Annotated in this window: 21 protein-coding genes; 14 read left to right on the forward strand and 7 right to left on the reverse strand. The window is 39.4% G+C overall.

What is annotated here, in order from left to right; genetic code table 11:
- The first annotated feature begins 126 nt into the window (after nt 1–126).
- The 4 genes from acs to LV92_RS16655 all read left to right on the forward strand — a co-directional run bounded on the left by acs (nt 127) and on the right by LV92_RS16655 (nt 5,151).
- The gene (gene acs, locus LV92_RS16640) at nt 127–2,034 is read left to right on the forward strand and encodes an acetate--CoA ligase (protein WP_111624731.1); all 1,908 of its coding nucleotides are present in this window, start codon (nt 127–129) and stop codon (nt 2,032–2,034) included.
- Nucleotides 2,035–2,459: 425 nt separating this feature from the next.
- On the forward strand, nt 2,460–3,239 hold the full coding sequence (locus LV92_RS16645) for a HipA family kinase (protein WP_111624732.1): 780 nt from the start codon (nt 2,460–2,462) through the stop codon (nt 3,237–3,239).
- Nucleotides 3,229–3,612: a DUF3037 domain-containing protein gene (locus LV92_RS16650; RefSeq protein WP_111624733.1), complete on the forward strand. Its 384-nt coding sequence runs from the start codon at nt 3,229–3,231 to the stop codon at nt 3,610–3,612. Before LV92_RS16645 ends, LV92_RS16650 begins: the two co-directional genes overlap by 11 nt.
- A 237-nt stretch (nt 3,613–3,849) precedes the next feature.
- Complete coding sequence (locus LV92_RS16655; protein WP_111624734.1) at nt 3,850–5,151, forward strand: APC family permease; 1,302 nt, start codon at nt 3,850–3,852, stop codon at nt 5,149–5,151.
- A gap of 62 nt (nt 5,152–5,213) precedes the next feature.
- Here the strand turns inward: LV92_RS16655 and LV92_RS16660 are convergent, their stop codons facing one another.
- Nucleotides 5,214–5,450, reverse strand: coding sequence for a hypothetical protein (locus LV92_RS16660; protein ID WP_111624735.1), 237 nt, complete (start codon nt 5,448–5,450; stop codon nt 5,214–5,216).
- A gap of 721 nt (nt 5,451–6,171) precedes the next feature.
- Here LV92_RS16660 and msrA point away from each other — a divergent pair.
- The 3 genes from msrA (at nt 6,172) to LV92_RS16675 (ending at nt 9,783) form a co-directional block, all read left to right on the forward strand.
- Nucleotides 6,172–6,837 (forward strand): peptide-methionine (S)-S-oxide reductase MsrA, encoded by a 666-nt coding sequence (gene msrA, locus LV92_RS16665; RefSeq protein ID WP_111624736.1) that lies wholly within the window; start codon nt 6,172–6,174, stop codon nt 6,835–6,837.
- Between the two features lie 225 nt (nt 6,838–7,062).
- Nucleotides 7,063–8,454, forward strand: coding sequence for a 3-keto-disaccharide hydrolase (locus tag LV92_RS16670; protein ID WP_111624737.1), 1,392 nt, complete (start codon nt 7,063–7,065; stop codon nt 8,452–8,454).
- Complete coding sequence (locus LV92_RS16675) at nt 8,455–9,783, forward strand: Gfo/Idh/MocA family oxidoreductase (RefSeq protein WP_111624738.1); 1,329 nt, start codon at nt 8,455–8,457, stop codon at nt 9,781–9,783.
- A 76-nt stretch (nt 9,784–9,859) separates the two neighbouring features.
- Here the strand turns inward: LV92_RS16675 and LV92_RS16680 are convergent, their stop codons facing one another.
- Genes LV92_RS16680 through LV92_RS16690 form a run of 3 tightly spaced genes read right to left on the reverse strand, consistent with a single transcriptional unit; the run spans nt 9,860 to nt 12,535 of the window.
- On the reverse strand, nt 9,860–11,374 hold the full coding sequence (locus LV92_RS16680) for a BAR domain-containing protein (protein WP_111624739.1): 1,515 nt from the start codon (nt 11,372–11,374) through the stop codon (nt 9,860–9,862).
- Nucleotides 11,375–11,412: 38 nt separating this feature from the next.
- The gene (locus LV92_RS16685; RefSeq protein ID WP_111624740.1) at nt 11,413–12,009 is read right to left on the reverse strand and encodes a hypothetical protein; all 597 of its coding nucleotides are present in this window, start codon (nt 12,007–12,009) and stop codon (nt 11,413–11,415) included.
- Nucleotides 11,993–12,535, reverse strand: coding sequence for an RNA polymerase sigma factor (locus tag LV92_RS16690; protein ID WP_111624846.1), 543 nt, complete (start codon nt 12,533–12,535; stop codon nt 11,993–11,995). The genes LV92_RS16685 and LV92_RS16690 overlap by 17 nt, the downstream gene beginning before the upstream one ends.
- Before the next feature lie 142 nt (nt 12,536–12,677).
- On the opposite strand from LV92_RS16690, the gene LV92_RS16695 reads away from it, so the two are divergent.
- From LV92_RS16695 to LV92_RS16725, 7 genes are all read left to right on the forward strand, one after another.
- Nucleotides 12,678–13,586 carry an aldose epimerase family protein gene (locus LV92_RS16695; RefSeq protein ID WP_111624741.1) on the forward strand — a complete coding sequence of 303 codons (909 nt, stop codon included), beginning with the start codon at nt 12,678–12,680 and terminating at the stop codon, nt 13,584–13,586.
- Between the two features lie 29 nt (nt 13,587–13,615).
- The gene (locus LV92_RS16700) at nt 13,616–14,176 is read left to right on the forward strand and encodes a DUF2911 domain-containing protein (protein WP_111624742.1); all 561 of its coding nucleotides are present in this window, start codon (nt 13,616–13,618) and stop codon (nt 14,174–14,176) included.
- A gap of 2 nt (nt 14,177–14,178) precedes the next feature.
- On the forward strand, nt 14,179–15,219 hold the full coding sequence (gene meaB, locus LV92_RS16705; protein WP_111624743.1) for a methylmalonyl Co-A mutase-associated GTPase MeaB: 1,041 nt from the start codon (nt 14,179–14,181) through the stop codon (nt 15,217–15,219).
- 194 nt (nt 15,220–15,413) lie between these two features.
- Nucleotides 15,414–16,127 carry a glycosyltransferase gene (locus tag LV92_RS16710; RefSeq protein WP_111624744.1) on the forward strand — a complete coding sequence of 238 codons (714 nt, stop codon included), beginning with the start codon at nt 15,414–15,416 and terminating at the stop codon, nt 16,125–16,127.
- On the forward strand, nt 16,128–16,766 hold the full coding sequence (locus LV92_RS16715; protein ID WP_111624745.1) for a lipid-A-disaccharide synthase N-terminal domain-containing protein: 639 nt from the start codon (nt 16,128–16,130) through the stop codon (nt 16,764–16,766).
- Nucleotides 16,747–18,390 carry an ArnT family glycosyltransferase gene (locus LV92_RS16720; RefSeq protein WP_245946413.1) on the forward strand — a complete coding sequence of 548 codons (1,644 nt, stop codon included), beginning with the start codon at nt 16,747–16,749 and terminating at the stop codon, nt 18,388–18,390. Before LV92_RS16715 ends, LV92_RS16720 begins: the two co-directional genes overlap by 20 nt.
- Nucleotides 18,387–19,067, forward strand: a complete 681-nt coding sequence (locus tag LV92_RS16725) for a hypothetical protein (protein ID WP_245946414.1) — start codon at nt 18,387–18,389, stop codon at nt 19,065–19,067. Before LV92_RS16720 ends, LV92_RS16725 begins: the two co-directional genes overlap by 4 nt.
- 45 nt (nt 19,068–19,112) lie before the next feature.
- Here the strand turns inward: LV92_RS16725 and LV92_RS16730 are convergent, their stop codons facing one another.
- The 3 genes from LV92_RS16730 to LV92_RS16740 form a co-directional block, all read right to left on the reverse strand.
- Nucleotides 19,113–19,682 carry a phosphatase PAP2 family protein gene (locus LV92_RS16730; RefSeq protein WP_111624747.1) on the reverse strand — a complete coding sequence of 190 codons (570 nt, stop codon included), beginning with the start codon at nt 19,680–19,682 and terminating at the stop codon, nt 19,113–19,115.
- Nucleotides 19,683–19,685: 3 nt separating this feature from the next.
- Entirely contained in the window at nt 19,686–19,913 is a 228-nt protein-coding gene (locus tag LV92_RS16735) for a hypothetical protein (RefSeq protein WP_111624748.1), read from the reverse strand.
- A 73-nt stretch (nt 19,914–19,986) separates the two neighbouring features.
- Nucleotides 19,987–21,375, reverse strand: coding sequence for an MATE family efflux transporter (locus LV92_RS16740; RefSeq protein ID WP_111624848.1), 1,389 nt, complete (start codon nt 21,373–21,375; stop codon nt 19,987–19,989).
- Between the last annotated feature and the right edge of the window lie 42 nt (nt 21,376–21,417).

Genomic DNA, 21,417 nt, shown 5'->3' on the forward strand with positions numbered 1-21,417 from the left:
CCTCTTATCTTCTTGTTAAGGTTTTAATACATTCTAATAAAATTGGCATTTCATTATTAAATTCATATCAGGAAACCTTCCTTTTATGGATGATTTATATAAATTTATAGAAATTTTAGAAACACGATGAGCAATTATCACATTAAGCATTTAGAAGAGTATTATCAGGTTTATCGAAAATCGGTTCGCGAACCAGAAAATTTCTGGGGAGAAGTGGCCGAAGAACATTTTTTATGGAGAAAAAAATGGGACAACGTTTTAAGTTGGGATTTTGAAAAACCTGAAATAAAATGGTTTGAAGGGGCACAATTAAATATTACCGAAAATTGTATAGATAGGCATTTACTTACTAGGGGAGAAAAAACGGCCATTATTTTTGAGCCCAATAATCCGGAAGAGGAAGCCCAGCACATTACCTATCACCAGTTACACGAACGCGTATGCCAGCTGGCCAATGTATTAAAGGACAAGGGTGTTAAAAAGGGAGATCGGGTTTGTATTTACCTACCCATGATCCCGGAATTGTCCATTGCCCTCTTGGCCTGTGCCCGGATAGGAGCAATCCACTCGGTGGTTTTTGCCGGTTTTTCATCCACCGCCTTATCTACAAGAATCAATGACAGTGACTGTAAATTGGTAATTACCTCAGATGGATCTTATAGAGGTTCTAAATCTATAGACCTGAAGGGAATTGTAGACGAAGCCTTAGAAGATTGTCCCGGTGTTAAATCTGTTTTGGTAGTGAAGCGCACCAATGCCGAAATAAAAATGAAAGAAGGTCGCGATGAATGGTTACAAAACTTGCTGGAAAATGCATATTTGGATTGTGTCCCCGAAATCATGGACGCCGAGGATCCTTTATTCATATTGTACACCTCTGGATCTACTGGTAAGCCTAAGGGCATGGTACATACCACCGCAGGTTATTTGGTGTATACCGCTTATACCTTCAAGAATGTTTTTCAATACACCGAAAACGATGTTTATTGGTGTACCGCGGATATAGGCTGGGTTACCGGACATAGTTATATTGTTTATGGACCCTTGGCAAATGGTGCCACTACACTAATGTTCGAAGGGGTTCCCAGCTATCCTGATTTTGGCAGGTTTTGGGAGATCATAGAAAAACATAAGGTAAACCAGTTTTACACGGCCCCTACAGCCATTAGGGCCTTGGCCAAACAAAATATTTCCTTTGCCGAAAAACACGACCTGTCGTCCTTAAAAGTATTGGGCTCCGTTGGGGAACCCATTAACGAAGAAGCTTGGCACTGGTACAATGATGTCATTGGAAAAAAGAATAGTCCCATTGTGGATACTTGGTGGCAAACAGAAACAGGAGGCATAATGATAACGCCCATTCCTTATGTAACCCCAACCAAACCCACTTATGCCACATTGCCTTTTATAGGCATACAACCAGCATTGATGGACGAGCAGGGCAAGGAACTCAAAGGCAACCAGGTAGAAGGTCGCCTATGTATAAAATTCCCTTGGCCAGGAATGGCAAGGACTATCTGGGGCAATCATGAACGTTATAAGGACACCTATTTCTCTGCCTACCCCAACAAATATTTTTCAGGGGATGGCGCCTTAAGGGACGAGGTAGGATATTATAGAATTACCGGCCGTGTAGACGATGTAATCATCGTATCTGGCCACAACTTGGGTACGGCCCCAATAGAGGATGCCATAAACGAACACCCAGCAGTATCGGAATCGGCCATAGTAGGCTTCCCACACGATATTAAGGGAAATGCACTTTACGGTTATGTAATCCTTAAGGAAACAGGGGAATCCCGTAACCACGATAATTTAAGGATCGAAATTAACCAGATTATCACGGAGCACATTGGCCCTATAGCCAAATTGGATAAGATACAGTTTACCTCCGGCCTGCCAAAGACACGTTCCGGCAAGATCATGAGACGTATCCTGCGCAAGATTGCCAGTAGGGACATGAACAATTTGGGAGATACTAGTACACTGCTAAATCCAGAAGTAGTAGAAGAAATTAAGGACAACGTCCTATAATTAAATGGTGGGGCATTGCCACTTTATTGAAAAACATAAAGTGGCCGTGCTTTCCGCTATGTCTTTTTTATGCCCCGGATATTTTGCCATTATATATTTAAAATCCAAATGACATAAAAAAGGATGCCGCTGCAATCACTAATGCGGAGAACAACCATTGCCTCAAGGGCGAACGGATTTCCGTAAAATGTTTAAACGCTGGTTTATGTAATAATAGTAAATTGGCATGTGTTACAAGCAAGATGCTTTTTATTTAATTCCAATACCCTGGAGATTCCAAATAATTGAAATTCATTGGGTAAAAATGAATTCTTTACAGGCTCCAGCAATTAATTTTAAGTCAATTAAATCACGGTAGGCCCGCCTGAATAGAACGGGCAGGCGGCAGAGCATTTAAATCTCACTTAGTGAGCAACTTTTCCTATATGAGTAAAATAGATATCAGGACAGTGGATGTCGTTCAATATATAAAGCCCTTGCGCGAAGGAGGCTCCCTCCCTGCAATTGTAAAGGCCGATGACGGATTCCTTTACGTTTTAAAGTTCAGGGGTGCCGGTCAGGGTAAAAAAGCATTGATCGCAGAGCTTATCGGCGGAGAATTTGCCAGGGCCATAGGACTAAAGGTTCCTGAAATGGTGTTCATGAACCTGGATGATTCTTTTAGCAAGACAGAGCCGGATGAGGAAATTCAGGATCTTCTAAAATTCAGCGTTGGCCTAAATCTAGGGCTGCATTTTTTATCCAGTGCCATTACCTATGATCCCCTAGTATCCCAAATTGATGAAATGACTGCTTCAAAAGTGGTATTATTGGATAGCCTTATCAGCAATATAGACCGTACTGCCAAAAACACCAACCTATTGCATTGGAACAAGGAATTATGGGTCATAGACCATGGCGCAAGTTTTTATTTTCACCATAACTGGGATACATGGAAAAATCATCTTACCAGAACTTTTCCCCTTATAAAAGACCACGTACTTCTATCCAGGGCCTCTAAATTAGCTGAAGCCGCTCAGGTAATAACACAAACCATAGATAGTAACAAGATTGCCGAAATTATTGCAACAATTCCAGAGGACTGGCTACAGAACGAATCAGATTCCTTGACTCCTGAAGAAATGAGATCGGCCTATATAGAATATATAAACACCAAACTTTCTATGATTCAATTGTTGGTAAAAGAGTCTGAAGATGCAAGATAGGGTTAAATATGAATATGCCATAATTAGAATTGTTCCCAAAGTGGAGCGCGAAGAATTCTTTAATGTGGGCGTTATACTTTTCTCAAAAAGGAAAAAATTTCTTGGTGTAAAATTTCATATCTGTAAAAATAAGTTGGCCACCTTTTCATGTGAAGTCGACTTCGATACCTTGAAGAACTATTTAAACGCCTGGGAAGACATCTGTATTGGATCTCCAAAAGGAGGCGCCATAGGTGAATTGGAATTATCGGATAGGTTCAGGTGGTTAACAGCGTCCAGAAGTACTATTATACAAAGTTCCGAAACCCACTCTGGCCTATGTCTGGACCCACAAAAAGAACTGGAAGACATATTCAGCCAATGCGTTTTATAGGGTAAAGCTGTATTGATATAATTTAAAAACTTGGGCCATGCCAGTAAAACTCCTGCCCTAATCGAGTATTGGACAAACCAACAGGTTCATTTTATTAAACCCCACCTTCTTCCTTTAGAAAGGAACCTTAAGCAAACACAACACTCACAATCAATTGATTATAAGCCTAAAAGTTTTACATTAGATCATTGGAGCTTACCAGGCTCAAGTTAAAAAAACCACCTAACCAATCCACCAATGAAAGAAACCAACGAACACTTAAAGAGGGAGGTCGGTGTTATGGGCCTTAGCGCCAATCTGGTAAATATTATGATAGGGGCCGGTATCTTTGCCCTCCCTGCCATTGTTGCGGCCGGATTAGGTTCCTCCAGTATTTTCGCTTATCTATTCTGTGGCCTGCTAATTGCGCTGGTAATGCTCTGCTTTGCAGAAGTTGGCAGCAAAGTAACTACTTCTGGTGGGGCCTATACCTATATAGAAACCTCGTTCGGGCCTTATTTTGGCTTTCTTACCGTTATCTTATTCGTTCTTTCCGCAACATCGGCAGATGCAGCAGTATCCAATGCCCTTGTGGATATCATTGGAACTATGTTTCCCGTATTTAAATCGAACACCCTCAGAATATTGATTTTTTTTATTCTTTTTGGCACATTGGGGTATGTCAACGTTAGGGGAATAAAAGAAGGAATGTCTGTGGTAAAGACCATAACCATTATCAAACTAATCCCACTATTACTGTTGGTTATTTTTTCATGGGGAGAGGTATCCTTGGATCATCTCGCCATAAATTCGGTTGCTAGCATTGAAGATATTGGTAAAATATCGCTTATTCTATTTTTTGCATTTCAAGGTGCAGAGTCGGGTCTATCCATTAGTGGGGAGGTTAAAGATCCAAACAAAAATATACCTAAGGCCATATTTATAAGTGTTGTTGGCGTTTTAATCCTCTATATCCTTATCCAAACGGTTTCCTTAGGGGTACTTGGGGCATCATTGGCCACCTTTAAGGAAAATCCCCTTAGCTATGTCGCCGATCAGGTTTTTGGCCCCATAGGCTTTACTATTATAACCGTTGGTGCAGCAGTTTCCATGCTCGGAAATTTAAGCAGTGAAATTTTGAGCATTCCCAGAGTCTTGTTTAGGGCTTCAAAAGATAAGGTACTGCCCCTTAGTACACTCTCTAAAGTTCACGACAGATTTTCCACTCCCTACATTGCAATAATCGGCTATGCCAGCTCGGGATTTTTACTTGCCACCTTTGGCGGATTTCAACAAATGGCCATTATCTCCAGTGCATCCATTTTATTGGTCTATTTGGGAGTAACACTTGCGGTAATCAAGCAGAGAAGAAAAAAGTTGATACGGACCAAAAATGAATTTAGGATACCCGGAGGCTATCTGGTTCCGATGCTATCGGTCATAATTATTGTTTGGCTACTATCCAACATGGAACGCCAGGAGTTTATCGGGTTTGGAATCTCTTTAACGATCCTAACCTTCATCTATTTCCTAAAGGGCATATTTTGGAAAAAAAAATAATCTTCCCAATGTCATTGGATTCCATTTTAAATAAAGAAGGTGTTTGATAGTAAGTGATTGGATTAAGCTAATTTAGCTTTGTTCAATTTAGTTGAGAAAGACAATTCTTTTTTAACCCTAGAATTTTTGAACATGTACAAACGAGCTACTTTGTTTTCGTTTTTTACAGAAACTTCATATTTAGTAGAAGTAACAATACTCATGGCAACAGTTGCAACTTTCACTTCTTGGTCAACAGTGTTTGCTTGTGCAGCTACTCCGATAAAAAGAACAAAGATTAAAGTTAAAAGCGTTTTCATGATGCGTTGTTTTGTTATGTAAATTTAACGCCACATGTACCCCTGTATAGGTCACAAATCGTTTAAACCTCCTTATTTTTCGGTATCTGACAAATCTTCCGATAAAGTGCAGGAAATGCTCGGTGAGTGAAAACGGGACTGGAAAACCTTAATCGATGTTAATGGTATTTAATCGGTAATTCTTACGGAAATTTGAAAATAAAAACAGGATTCATTCAATATTTGTAGTAATAATCCTTAATAAATTATAAGCACGTCTGGACTAGCAATTCTGATCAAAGTCTTTCTTGGATTATCCGTACATACCTTTGGTAGATTAATTAACTAATATTACACCAATAGAGCTGTACCCTTTTTCAAATGAATAATAAATAGCACTAAACCCCGGGGTAAGGCTTGTTCCTATTTAAGGAATCCCCTCAAGTGCAAGTCAGGGTATTAACCAAAAAGGCGGGGTTCGTTCTACTATTGCATTTCAATGAGCCTGAGCCTTTGAAATATGTGCCTCACGAATAAAAAACTATTTTAAAACTTTTAAGCAGGAAATCCGTAAGTATTTTCGATATACAAACACTAAAGGATAAAGTATTTGTTAAACATACTTTTGGTAAAACTGTCTTACCTTTATAAAGGCAGGATTTTTGTAGTCGTATAATTGTGGCATCACCTAAGTTGGTGCGACCAAAAAAAATAGAACATAATAACGTTAAGAAATTTATCTATGAGACTTTTACAGATTACCCTATTTGCAATTTTAGGATTCACCACAATCAGCTGTCAATCCAAAACCAAATCGGAACAAAAGCATGAAATAACTGCAGGACTCACTCCGAATGAACTTCAACAATATGAAACTGCCTATTTTGCCAGTGGTTGTTTTTGGTGCGTTGAAGCTATTTTTGAAAGTGTAAAAGGAGTTAAGGAAGTTGTTTCCGGTTATTCTGGCGGCAAGGAAAAAAACCCGACTTACGAGGACGTAGGTTATGGGCGCACTACACATGCCGAGGCGGTAGAAGTCTATTATGACCCAAAAGTTATTTCTTTTGAAACCTTGGTAAAGGTCTTTTTCGGCTCCCATGATCCTACTACTTTAAACCGCCAAGGTCCGGACAAAGGTCCTCCATATAGATCTATCGCCTTCTATAAAAGCGACTCCGAAAAGAAAATTATAACCGATTATATTTCCAAATTAGAGAAGGAAAAGGTTTATTCCTCACCTATAGTAACAGAAGTAAAACCTTTTACTGTCTTTTACGATGCCGAGGATTATCACCAAGATTATGAAAAAAACAATCCCAATAATTCCTATATCTTAAACGTATCGGTACCACGGTTAAAACGATTTCAAGCCAAATTTCCGGAATTGTTAAAAGATCAGTCCCATTAATTTATACACACTATATATTATGGAATCAATCCTTGGAAGTTACTACCTACCATAACAGGAAGAATATATAAAATTTATAATTTGGCCGACACAATTAATGCTGTCGGCCATTTTTTTATGTGTATTTTCAATATAACAATCGGGCCAATTTTAGTGTAATAAGGCAATATTTAATCACTTTTTTATACCTTTCAAGCTCACATTTAAAAAAATAAGATTAAAAAAATGAAATTACGATCAAAACTCCCTTCTATCTTATTCTCCACTGTACTGCTGGCTTCCTTATTAATGGCTTGCGCAGGGACAGAAAAGGACAACACCCCCTGGATAAATCTTTTTGATGGCAAAACCTTGAAAGGATGGAACCAAAAAGGTGGAGAAGCCAAATATGAAGTCGTTGATGGCACTATTGTTGGCACCACGGTTCACAACACTCCCAACTCCTTTATGACTACCAACGAAATGTACAGTGATTTCATTTTGGAATTGGACTACAAAGTAGATCCATCCATGAATTCCGGTATACAGATCAGAAGTAACAGTATTCCAACATACATGGACGGCCGAGTACACGGATATCAGGTTGAAATAGACCCATCGGAAAGAGCTTGGAGTGCGGGTATTTATGATGAAGCCAGAAGAGGCTGGTTAAATCCATTGGACAATAACCCTAATGCACAACAGGCATTTAAACAAAATGATTGGAACCACTATAGGATCGAAGCCATTGGAGACACTATAAAGACCTGGATCAATGACGTACCTGCGGCCTTTCTGATAGATGATAAAACAGCTAGTGGCTTTATTGCCCTACAGGTGCATGGGATAGGAAAAGACAAAACTGAAGGAACACAAATTGTTTGGAAAAACGTTAAAATACTTACGGATAGCCTTGAAGCCTATTCCAAAAAATCCCCTTTGACACCTATAATTACCAAAAACAAGCTTACCGTGGGTGAAGAAAAGGATAACTGGAAACTTCTCTGGGACGGAGAAACCACAAAAGGCTGGAGAGGTGCCCGTTTGGACGATTTTCCCGAATCCGGATGGGAAATTAAGGACGGCATACTTACCGTTCTGCCTTCAGGTGGGGAAGAATCTGCCGCTGGAGGAGATATAGTAACAACCGATCTATACGGCGATTTTGAATTAAAGGTCGACTTTAAACTAACCGAGGGTGGCAACAGCGGAATAAAGTATTATGTAAATACAGATCTTAACAAAGGACCAGGGTCTTCCATAGGTCTGGAATATCAAATCCTGGACGATGCCCGCCACCCGGATGCCAAATTGGGCAATCATGATGGCAGTAGAACGGTAGCTTCGTTATACGATCTTATACAGGCAGACCCGAACAAACCCATCAATCCTATCGGGGAATGGAATACTGCCCATATCAAATCGATCAACAACCACGTTGAACATTGGTTAAATGGAACCAAAGTTTTGGAATATGAAAGAAAAAGCGATGACTATCGCAAATTGGTATCCGAGAGTAAATACGTAAAGTGGCCCAATTTCGGTGAGGGAGATGAAGGACACATCCTTCTTCAAGATCACGGGGATCTGGTAAGTTTCAAAAACATCAAAATTAAAAGAATAAACAAAAGCGAATAAATGAAAACTAGAAGAGATTTTATTAAAAAAACGGCGGCGGGCAGTGCTGCTCTTAGCTTGGGGGGCCTAATAATGCCAAGTATGGGGTACAGTAATATTTTAGGAGCCAACGACAAAATTAATGTTGCAGTAATCGGGGTTAGAAGCAGGGCCAAGGCCCATTTCGTTGCCATAAACCAAGACCCCAATGCCAAAGTACTTTACAGTTGCGATGTGGATGACAAAATCCTGGAGGAACACAATGTTTGGTGTAAGAAAAATATTGGTTATATCCCAAAAGTAGAAAAAGACTTTAGAAAAATTTTGGAAGATAAAAATGTGGATGCCGTTTTCATAGCTACACCAGAACATTGGCATGCCCCTATGGCCATCATGGCCTTACAAGCAGGGAAACATGTTTATGTAGAAAAACCTTGTAGCCACAATCCGCACGAAAATGAGCTCTTGGTTGCCGCCCAAAAGAAATATGGCCTAAAGGTACAAATGGGAAACCAACAGCGTTCCGCCCAAAGTTCCGCATTGGCCGTTAAAGAGATCCGTGAAGGAATTATTGGGGAAGTCTACAAAGGTGAGGCCTATTATTCCAGCAATAGAGGTTCAATTGGAATTGGGAATAAAATAGAGGTTCCAAACACATTGGACTGGGATCTATGGCAGGGACCGGCCCCTAGGGAAGATTACCGAGACAATATTCATCCCTATAACTGGCACTGGTTCCGTACCTGGGGAACAGGAGAAATACACAACAATGGTACCCATGAAATTGATATATGCCGTTGGGCATTAGGGGTTGACCTTCCTGAAAGTGTAACCTCATTTGGCGGTAAATATACCTTTAAGGATGATTGGGAGTTTGTGGACAACCAGCAAGTGACCTATAAATATGCAGATGATAAATTTATTACCTGGACAGGTCATAGCCGTGGACTTATTAAACCGGATCAACCTGGCAGGGGAATTACCATTTATGGTAGCAATGGAATGATAACCCTTAGCCGAAACGATTATAATCTTTATAATTTGGATGGCAGCCTTATCAAAAAAGTGGAAGAAGGGGTTGAAAGTGAAACCACCAATACCGTGGGTATGGGCGGACTGGATGTAAACCACATCCATAATTTCTTCAGTGCCATTCGTCAGGACACTTCCCTGAATTCCGATATCAATGATGCCAGCATTTCCACTATGCTCTGTCATTTAGGAAATATTGCACAAAATGTAGGAAGGACCATCAATATCAACCCTACCACAGGTAAGGTTAAAGATGATGATGAAGCCATGTCTTACTGGAAAAGGGAATACCAAGATGGCTGGGAACCAAAATTATAGTTCCTGGAATTCAAATATATAAAGCGGGGGATTTTCTATCGAAAATCCCCCGCTTTATTTTTAATAACAATTCCCATTACTGAAGAACAACTTCTGTAAACTTGGAATTAATTATGATCGACTTCCCACTTGTCTTGTTTATATAATATCCCTTGTTCAAAGTATTATAACCGTTCTTTGTTTTTACCATTTGTAGTTCCTTTGGGTGTATCAATTCTGAATTACTTCCATTAACGGCTATATTAAATGCTGTTTTTGGCAATACACACCTAAATTCTGCATTTTGAAGATTGATATCCAAATCGGTAAAATCTTTGGATATAGAATTAATGGACAATGGTCCGAAATTGTTTTTTATAAACGCCTTCTGCAATAAATTATCAATGGTAACATCCGAAAAAGTGGCATTTAAGGTCAGGTTTTCAACTTCTTTGATATTTACCTTCTCCGAATAATCGGCCTTAAGCTGACCGTAGTTCCATTTTTGCACACTGACTGGCGTATAGGAAGCATCTATATAGGTCTTGTCTCCATCTATGGTGGTTGCCAACAAACTGGAATAGGATAAAGTGGCACTCAAGTTTTTAGTGTTTTCAGCCAAAATAACTTCCCCATGTCTTACGTTCATCTTAATCTTGGTTGATTTTGGCAATTTAACCTTAATGGTCTTCTTGACCTTTAAATTTTTATCCCTTCCTTTCTTTATTGAATAGAAAACATTGGGTGCGGTAGGATGCCGTTCCGCCAAAAAGATAAATTCTTTGTCCATCCCACCTACCGTATCTACCTCTAGGGTAATGGTCTTATTGTCTTTTGCCATTTCCCGCCCTTGTTTACTGGAAGTTATGGATTTGGCCAATTGCTCTTGTGCTTTTTCATGGACTTCTATTCTTTGACTTTGTATTTCCTGCAACTTCTCCAATCGGTCTTGATGGGCCTGCTCCCTATTTTTATCCATTTCAACTCTTCTTTTATCGATCTCGGCCCGTTTTAAGTCCATTCGTTTGCTCCATTCTTCCATTTTACTTTCATAATCCTTTCCAAAACCCTTATCAAATTCTTTCTTCCATTCCTTTAAATATGCTTCCCCATCTTTTTTATAAGCTTCATAATCAAATGGCTGTATATTCATTGGAGGAATTGGGGGCATTTCCATCATTTCCGGAAGTTCAGGCAGCTCAACCAATGGTGCTATATTATAGGCTTCCCCTACCCCATTAAATTGCGCCAAAAAATCGATATCAACATCTTGGGTATTGTAAGTGGTAAACCCCCGGTGTCCCAATACCGTGCTGATACTTATACTCTTACTGTTTCCTACAATTTTTACAGGTTCCTTTTTAAAGTAGTTGTTAGCCTCCTCCTCTGAAACGTCCTCCAATTCCACCACTGCTACAATATCGACTTGATTCTTGTTCCAAGTTTCAAATTCTATATCGGCGTAACTGGTGTTTACTTCCAAAACCACATCCCCGGATACATTAAAGTTCTCATGAAAGGTCTTGGTCCTTTTCTGCCCCCATATAACACTTGTGCTCGTCAATAATATTACACCCGTAATGAAGCCTATCTTATTCAATATTGTTTTCATCTTTACTATTTATTTTCTTAATTTAAAATTTTGTCTTCTCAGACACTCGTAATCAAGTTATTGTTATCCGCCTCCCTGCCCCTCGTTTGCAATTCCTTTAACTTGTCCCTTAGTTTGTGAAGCAGCTGTAACCGTAGTTGTAAGTTCTTGATCAGGGCGGAGATAGTCTGGTCATTGGGACCAATTTCGTTTAACTCGGTATTTAACTTTTTATACTCCACATTCAATTCCTCCAAACGCTCCATAAAACTATCGATAAGCGTTTTGTTCCTATCGGAAATTTCCAATTGGGACAACTCCAGATTTATACTCACCATATAATAATCTTCCACCTTTTTTAAATCCGGGGAAAGATCACCTAAGGAAATCCCCTTTTCCTCTGGGACATGATTATTCTTTTCAACTATGGTTGTATTCACAGGCTCTGGATTATTCCAATTCATGAAAATATAGGTTCCTAAGCCAATCAGAATTATTAGGGAAGCAGCAATTTTGAACCATGGGAAAGATGGTCCCTTGGTAACCGGTAGCTCCATTTCTATTCTTTTCATAAAACGCTGTTCATGTCCATCTTTCATCATCTGAACTATTTCCGTCTCGGAATTCTTGAACATTTCTCTAAGATCTTGCGACATACTTACTCGATTTTAATATTTCCTTTAATTGTCCTTTACCCCTTAATAACCTTGTCCTGCAAGCGGTATAACTAATATCCAGTATTTCGGATATTTCGTTGTGATCGTAGCCCTCCACTAAAAACAATTGCACCACATATCTATATTTCTCGGGCAATCCTATTATGGCATGCATAACCTCATTTATCGTGACCGTGTCCTCTACGGACCAATCTTCATCTTCGGCAACATGCATATACACTTCATCTAATTCCACAGTCTTAAGTTGCTTGGATTTTAAAAAATCGATACTCTTGTTTACCACTATCTTTTTTAACCAAGCTCCAAAAGTCACCTCTCCCTTATATTGGCCTATTCTTAAAAATGCCTTGATGAACGATTCCTGTACTACATCTTCAGCATCATCTTCATTTTTTAAGAATCTCATAGCAACACAGAACATGCCCTGACAATACTGATTGTACAGTTGTAATTGCGCTTTGCGATCGTTACGTTTACATTGTTCTACAATATCAATCTGAAACATTTTGGCCAGTTTCTGTTGTTGACGGGAGGGTTTGGTAACATTTAAAGCATTCCCGATAAATCCCAATTACCTAAAGGACGATAGAATGATTGAAATGTTGCAAAAAATAGTATTTTTATCTTAAATCTTAAATACAACTATCTTGAATCAAGTTACTATAAAAAATAATTTCATTACCCTGACCGTATTGGACTATGGGGCCATCATCCAAAAGATGTTCTTAAAGAATAAGGACGGAGTGGACACCAACGTGGTGGTAGGTTATGAAGAACCTGAAAAATATTTAACGGATAACAAGGCGTTAGGAGCTTGTATAGGACGTTATGCCGGTAGAATTTCCAATAGCGGTTTTCATATCAACAACGTACACTATCCCATTTTTTCGAAGGACGGGGTACATCTTCACGGTGGGCAAAAGGGCTTTGGAAAACGGTTTTGGACCATAGAGCAGGTACACGATGGGGAGAATCCCTTTGTAAAACTAAGCTACCTAAGTAAGGATATGGAAGAGGGCTACCCAGGAAACCTAAAAACTACGGTGACCTATAAACTGCTAGGGCCATCCTTATTTATTATTCATAAGGCTAACACAGATAAGGCCACACCGGTAAACCTGACCAACCATTCCTATTTCAACCTGGATGGTGCGGAAACCATAGATCAATGGGACCTAAGGTTATCTTGCCCGGAATATTTGGAAACGGATGCCAAACTACTGCCTACAGGAAAAATAGTTTCAGTAAAAAATTCCAAATACGATTTCTTGGAGATGAAAAAGATTGGCCAAGTGCGTTTGGATACACCGTTTGTAATTGATTCCAGTCTTAAAAAGGGTACCGCATTGGCTTCCGATAAATCAGGTTTATCCATGGAAGTATTAACCAATCAACCTGGAGTAGTGGTCTATACTCCTGCTGCTTTTGCCGCCATCTGTTTTGAAACGCAAAATTTCCCTGATGCTCCCAATCAGCCCCATTTTCCAAACAGCATTTTGCAACCTGGAGAAACCTATCACAATGAAAGCGAGTTTAGGTTTAGTTTCGTAAATTAGAACAATTAACCTAAGTAAAATCCAAGGATATGAAATTTCTTAAATGGTTACTGGTTGTTATCGTAGTATTGGTACTGGCCTTCTTTTTGTTTGGAAAATCCTATCTAAAGGAACAGACAAAAAAGATTAGTCCAGAAAAAACAGCCACTTATGGTAAAAATGGAATGGACCTAACTGTAAATTACAGTAGCCCCTTTAAAAAAGGTCGTGTTATTTTTGGAGAATTGGTGCCCTATGATGTGGTTTGGAGAACCGGCGCCAATGAGCCTACCACCTTTACTACAGGCAACAACATTAACATTGGTGGCAAAAGCCTACCCGCCGGCACTTATTCCTTATGGACCATACCCAGCAAGGATACTTGGACCTTTATTTTCAATAGCGAAATCCCAGATTGGGGAGTTACTATCTTTAGTGGTGGTAAAAAAACAACCAGGAATGTCGAAGCAGATGTCTTTCAAATAAGTGTCCCGGTACAGCAATTATCTCAAACCATTGAAAGTCTATCCATAGACTTCGAGGAAAACGAACAGCTTTACCTTAGTCTCGCCTGGGACAAAACTAAAGTAAGCCTTTCCATTAATAAATAAATTTGGCCACCAATAAAAACACGGACGGAAATGCTAATTCTAAAACCAAAGCTTTTAGGAAAAAGAGTCCATCCACAACAGAACTAATACAAGGTATTTTAAATGGTGACATAGCCACCTTGGCTAGGGCAATTACATTGATTGAAAGTACCAAAAGTGAACATTTTCAAAAATCCAATGATATTATAAACCAATGCCTACCGCATAGCGGCAAGAGCATACGAATTGGAATAACCGGAGTTCCCGGAGTAGGCAAAAGTACCTTTATTGAAACTTTTGGTTCCTTCCTTACTGCCTTGGGAAAAAAAGTGGCCGTTCTGGCGGTAGATCCATCCAGCACCATTAGCAAGGGAAGTATTCTGGGAGACAAGACGCGTATGCAGGAATTGGTGAAGGATAAGAATGCCTATATCCGTCCCTCCCCTACCGGTCATTCCCTGGGAGGGGTTGCCAGAAAAACCCGTGAAACCATAATCCTCTGCGAAGCGGCTGGCTTCGACACCATTTTAGTAGAAACAGTCGGGGTGGGTCAAAGCGAAACTGCAGTACATGGAATGGTAGATTTCTTTTTACTATTGAAATTGGCCGGGGCCGGCGATGAACTTCAGGGCATTAAAAGAGGCATTATGGAAATGGCGGATGCTATTGTCATCAATAAAGCGGATGGCAACAACATTGGACGGGCAAACTTGGCCAAGGTTGAATTTACTAAAGCAGTACACCTCTTTTCCCCAAAAGAAAATGGCTGGACCCCTAAAATCCTTAGCTGTTCTGCTATTCAAAAAACGGGAATATCGGAAATATGGGAAGTTATTAAAACCTACATAGATGATAATCCAGGCTTGGATGGAATAATCGCAAAGAGGAGAACACAAAACAAATTCTGGCTACTACAGACCATTGAAGACCAGCTAAAGCAACAGTTTTATGAAAATAAAAACATAAAAAGCCATCTGGAACAAATGATAACATTGGTTGTAGATGGTAAAATTTCCCCGTTTAACGCCGCTGAAAAGCTATTGAACCTGGCCAAGGAAACTTAAACCCAAGATTTTTACGATAGGTTTCTTGTAGAGCAGGAACAAAAGGAATAGACTATTCCAGCCTTATAGATATAATGAACCCATTCCTATTATACCTCCACAATAAGATGTGCGGCCCAATGCCACATAGGTTGACAAAGTTGATTATCTTTGGCCCTAAATTTTAGATACAAAAGCACTTATCCTAGCATAAAATGAATTACGAATTCACCATAATTATACCTGTCTACAATGAAGAAGATAATTTGGAACGTGTTGAAAAGGAGCTTAGGGACTACTTGACCATTTGCACAAAAAAGGCCAAAGTATTATTCGTAAATGACGGTTCAAAAGATAAGAGCCAGCAGCTGATAGAGGCTATTTGTCAGAGAAACGAGAACTTTAGTTTTGTAAAATTTGCCCAAAACAAAGGCTTGAGTGCAGCCATCAAAGCAGGTTTCGACTATACGGACACCCCTTTGGTAGGTTATATAGATTCTGACCTACAGACCTCCCCTGAAGATTTCAACCTTCTCTTGGAGCATATAGACCAATATGATCTGGTAACCGGAGTAAGGGCAGACAGAAAAGATTCCTTTGTTAAGAATGCTTCTTCCACTATCGCCAACGGTATACGCCGTGCTTTTACGCACGACGGGATGGACGATACAGGCTGTCCGTTGAAGGTTATTAAAGCGGATTTTGCCAAAAGAATACCAATGTTCAAAGGCCTGCATAGATTTTTACCCGCCATGATCCTTCTGCAAAATGGAAGTATTGTGCAAATTCCAATTCGTCATTTTCCACGAATGGCCGGAACTGCAAAGTTTGGTCTTTGGAACAGGTTATTGGGACCACTTATGGATTGTTTTGCTTATTTATGGATGAAGAAAAAATATATTAACTACCAAGTAGATAAAATAGGGTAAATGGCAGATTGGATGGTTTATGCAATTGGCTTTATTGCCCAAATTCTATTTTCCAGTAGAATGGTGGTGCAATGGGTGATATCAGAAAAGAACAAAAAAGTCCTTACCCCCAGACTTTTCTGGCAACTAAGTTTATTGGCTTCATTTCTATTATTTGTATATGGGTGGTTACGTGACGATTTTGCCATTATGTTGGGACAGGCCATTACCTATTTTATTTATATCCGCAACATCCAGTTACAAGGTGAATGGACTAAATTACCCCGGGCCTTTAGAATTTTTCTATGGGTTTTCCCTGTGATCATTATAATTTATGGATACAATAACAACGCCTATGACCTAAGGCAATTCTTCAACAACGAAAACATTCCTATCTGGTTGCTTTTATTGGGCAGTATAGCACAGGTTATTTTTACCTTTCGATTCTTATACCAATGGATATATTCCGAGAAAAAGAAAACCTCCAGTCTTCCCTTCGGATTTTGGTTACTAAGTTTAATCGGGGCCTCCTTAATTCTTACCTACGCCATTTTTAGGAAAGACCCGGTCCTATTTGCCGGCCATTCCCTGGGTATGATTGTTTATTTAAGAAATCTGTTTATCCTTAAAAATGAAGAGCATGATGTGGTTGAAAAATAATCCTATTGCACTGATCTTGTTAGCGGGAATCTCCATTTTTCTATTTCATCTGAATGTTATTCCCGTTACTATCATGGAAGCCAGGAATTTCATAACTGCAAGGGAAATGATAACGGATGGCAATTGGTTGTTGACCACAATGAACGACCTTCCAAGATATGAAAAACCCCCCTTACCAAGTTGGATTACAGCAATCTTTGGATTTATTTTTGGTTCGGAAAATGTAGCCACTCTTAGACTACCGACTATGTTGATGGGCATATTCTTGGGATTTATAGGGTATCTGTTCTCCTTAAAACTACTTGACAATAAATTACAAGCACTCATAAATGCCCTCATTTTATTAAGTTCATTCTATATAATTGTAATTACTGTAGAAGCACCTTGGGATATATACACCCACGGATTTATGTTGGCAGCCATTTACTTTTTATATAGTTTTTTTGACCATCCAGACAATAAATGGAAGAACAGTCTACTTGCCGGTCTCTTTATAGGTCTATCCTTTATGAGCAAGGGACCTGTTTCCCTATATGCACTCCTCTTGCCTTTTCTCTTGGCCTATGGCTTCGTATATAAATATAAGGGCTTTGGAGTTTACAGGAAATATATCCCCTTGGCTGTTTTGATCCTCTTGGCCATGGTTATTGGCGTATGGTGGTTCCTTTATGTTCGCCTTGCCGATCCCAATGCCTTTTTGGCAATAACCAAAAAAGAAACAGCCAATTGGTCCAGCTACAATGTGCGCCCCTTCTATTATTATTGGAGCTTTTTTATACAAAGTGGAATATGGACCATACCAGCCTTAATTAGTCTAATATATCCCTATCTTAAAAATAAGGTAAGTGATAAAAAGGCGTACCGACTTACCTTTCTATGGACTATTTTTTCGGTAATTCTGCTTTCTATCATCCCTGAAAAAAAAGCGAGATATCTTGTGCCCGTTTTAATTCCCCTCGCTCTCAACACGGGCTTTTATTTGGAATATGTCATTAACAATTTTAAAGGTTCCCTAAACCCAAAAGAAAAAATACCGGTATATTTTCATTTTTCCTTAATAGGAATTATTGGTATAGCTTATCCCTTTATTGCCTATTTTATACTTAAGGATGGTTTGAGCGGCCTATGGATTTACTATGTATTATCATCCCTTGCACTCTTTGCTATTGGAGTATTACTTTTTATACAACTTAAAAAGCAACAGCTTTTTGACTGCTTTTTACTAACTATAGCCTTGGTAGGTGCTATAAAATTATTGGCAATGCCGCTCTCTGGATCTATGGAAAAAAATGCTGAGTACAAAAGTATATCACATTTAAGGCAAGCCATGCAGGCAGAAGGATTAAAAACCTATTGCTTTGGTGAAATTGCCCCGGAAATGATTTGGGATTATGGCTCCGCAATTCCAGTGCTAAAAGGGGAAGAGGAAATTACAATTCCCGACGGGGAAAAATTTGCAGTGCTGGTAATTCCAACAGATGAAAATGAATTTAAACGTATCTTTGACCCCGAATATAGCTATACGCTAAATACCGTGTACGATTTAAACTATAATGCCGACCCAGGAACCAAAGGACATAAGAACCGTTTGATAAGTAATTTATATATAGTTCAAAAACGATGATGAATATCTTTTCCAAAATTGAAAAAATAGGATACAGTATTTTATTGGCAATTGTTTTGTTTGGTCTTTTTTTAGGCCTCAGGGACGACATTTATTTTGATGTGAATTATGCCCAGGAAGATGGACCGGTAGAATGGGGTACGGCCATAATGCTATTCGGTATTTTTGTACTTTCCCTATACCACCTATTAACTTTATGGAGCACCAAAAAAATACTGTGGAAACTGGGGACCTTCCTTTTTGTGGTCTTATTCCTTTTTGCCGCAGGTGAAGAAATCTCATGGGGACAGCGAATCTTCGGAGTGGAATCCAGCGACTTTTTTATAGAAAACAACGCCCAGGGCGAAACCAACTTGCATAATCTGGTGGTAGGTGAAAAGAAAATAAACAAAATTATCTTTAGCCAGTTATTATTCCTAATAATGTTTCTATACCTATTAATTACCCCTATCCTCTTCAGAAAATTTAATTGGTTTAAGGATTTGGCCAACAATTTTGCCGTGCCCATTGTAAAATGGCATCATACCATCGCCTTTTTAGTGGCTACCGTTTTAGTTGCCCTGAATCCGGCCAGCCGAAAATGGGAAGTATACGAATTGGCTTTTGGTGCAATCTTTTTCTTGATTTTTTTAGGACCCCTGAACAAGGAAATCTTTGAAAAGGAACAACCCAAATAAATTTAAGGCTTCAGTGTCAAAACAATCCTGAGATGGGATCTTAGGTTAGTGGTCGTACTTGTCAATTGCCTTTAGAAAAAGCTGCAGAAATAATCCTCCCAAAAAAGTTCCGATAATTGTTCCCGTCAGCACATCCAACGGAAAATGTACCCCTATATATATCCGGCTATAGGCTACCACCGAGGCCCACGCTATTAGAAACAGTCCGATATATTTATACTTTGTCCGTAATAAGGAGGTAAAGAAAACGGCCACGGCAAAAGAATTGGCAGCATGGGCGGAGAAATAGCCAAATTTTCCACCACAGGAACTTTTCACCAAACGCATTAACCCGTTTATCTCGTTGTCATGGCAGGGCCTCAACCGCTGCACGCCATACTTAAAAAAATTGGCCAACTGGTCCGTAACCAAAATAAGCAATGCAATGGCCACCAGTGTCATTAAAAGACGCTTTAGACCAAATGCCTTATAGGTTAAAAATGCCAAAAGGGCATAAAGTGGAATAGAACTCCATTTATTGGTCATGAAAAGCCAAAAACCGTCCCACCTGTCACTGCCCAAGTTATTAAGGAACAGAAATAATTCCTTGTCGAAATGTACCAACTGGTCCAACATAGGCTATTCTTCGTAACGAGAAATTTCACGGTCATAGAACGCCGTAGCTTGTTCAATTAAATTCTCAGCTTCAGCCTCTAGTTCCTTTTCATCCTCCTGGGTAAAATCCTCCAACCACTCTACCTCATCGTTCTCCAGATTTATAATAAATCTAGGGTATTCGGTATGTACCACAAAAATCGCCGTAGGATAATCCGTATTGTCGCCTAATAAAAATTTTGGGAATTCCATAAAATAACTTTTTATTTAATTATCGATATCCCCAAAACTGTTACATCTTAGTAGATAACGACTTGCTTTAATATCAATCAATCTCTTGCAAGGCCCTTTGGGCAATTAGTTTCTTGGTCAAATAATTAAATCGAATATACAACATTATGGCAGATGCCGTTAGTCCGGACAACAAGCCGATCCATATCCCGGTACTCTCCAAGGAGGTATAAAGTCCTAGATAAAAACTAATGGGAAAGCCTATTATCCAATAGGCGACAAAGGTAATCATAGTGGGTATCCTAACATCCTGAAGTCCCCTTAGCGCCCCCAATACCACAACCTGTATACCATCCGAAATCTGGAATACGGCCGCAACCAAAATTAGTTCGGCCGCTATCTTGATCACTTCCATGTTATCTGCCAAATTGGTAGTATCACCCAGATCCAGATAAATTGTTGGCAGAAAATCATTTAAAGCAACAAAGGACGCGGCAAAAACAACTTCCAATAGCAAAGTGAGCAGAAAAATAGATTGGGATATACGTCTTAATTCTTTAAAATCCATCAATCCTTTTTGATTTCCCACACGGATCATTGCAGCGACTCCCAGCCCCATACCTACCATAAAGGTCATACTGCTCAGGTTTAACGCAATCTGGTTGGCCGCTTGGGAATTCTTGCCCAAAACACCACTTAACCATACTGCCGCTGTAAAAATGGCTACCTCAAAAAACATCTGTAAGGCAGAGGGAAATCCGAGGTCAATGATTTTCTTCATGACCTTTTTCTCTATAATTGCAAAATTGAATCCTGTAACATAATCGTGAAATTTCTTTTTATTCTTGAGTAGTACCCAAAGAAAAACGACCATAATGATACGGGAAATCAACGTACCCCAAGCCGCCCCAACAATTCCCATTTTAGGAAAGCCCCAGGAACCGAAAATTAGCAGATAATTCAATAGAATATTTACAAAATTGGCAATTACAGTAGCATACATAGGGTATTTTGTCTGGGACAATCCCTCGGAGAACTGCTTAAAAGCTTGGAATATGATTAACGGAACCAAGGAAAATGCCACTAAATCCAGATATGGCATAGCCAATTCCACCACTTCCGGAGGTTGCTTCATAAGGTACATGAGTGGCTTGGCCAATAGTATTATCCCAAAGAGTGAAATTCCCATTAGTGTGCACAACAATAGACCATGTTTAAGAGCACTTTTTCCCGCACCAACATTACCGGCACCATCGGCCTCGGCTACCAGAGGCGTAATGGCTGTAGAAAATCCTATACCCAAGGACATGGCTATAAACACAAAACTGTTCCCCAAAGAAACCGCAGCCAACTCTGCCGTACCCAATTGCCCCACCATAATATTGTCCGCAAACTGTACGAACGAATGGCCCAGCATTCCAAGAATTACGGGAAATGAAAGGGATAGGTTATAACGAAACTCCTTTGTATATTTATGTAACAACACACCTTAATTTGAAGGGGCAAATATAAGGGTTAGCTTTGG

Origin of the sequence: Arenibacter echinorum (assembly GCF_003259375.1) — a bacterium.
GTDB classification, from domain to species: Bacteria; Bacteroidota; Bacteroidia; order Flavobacteriales; family Flavobacteriaceae; genus Arenibacter; species Arenibacter echinorum.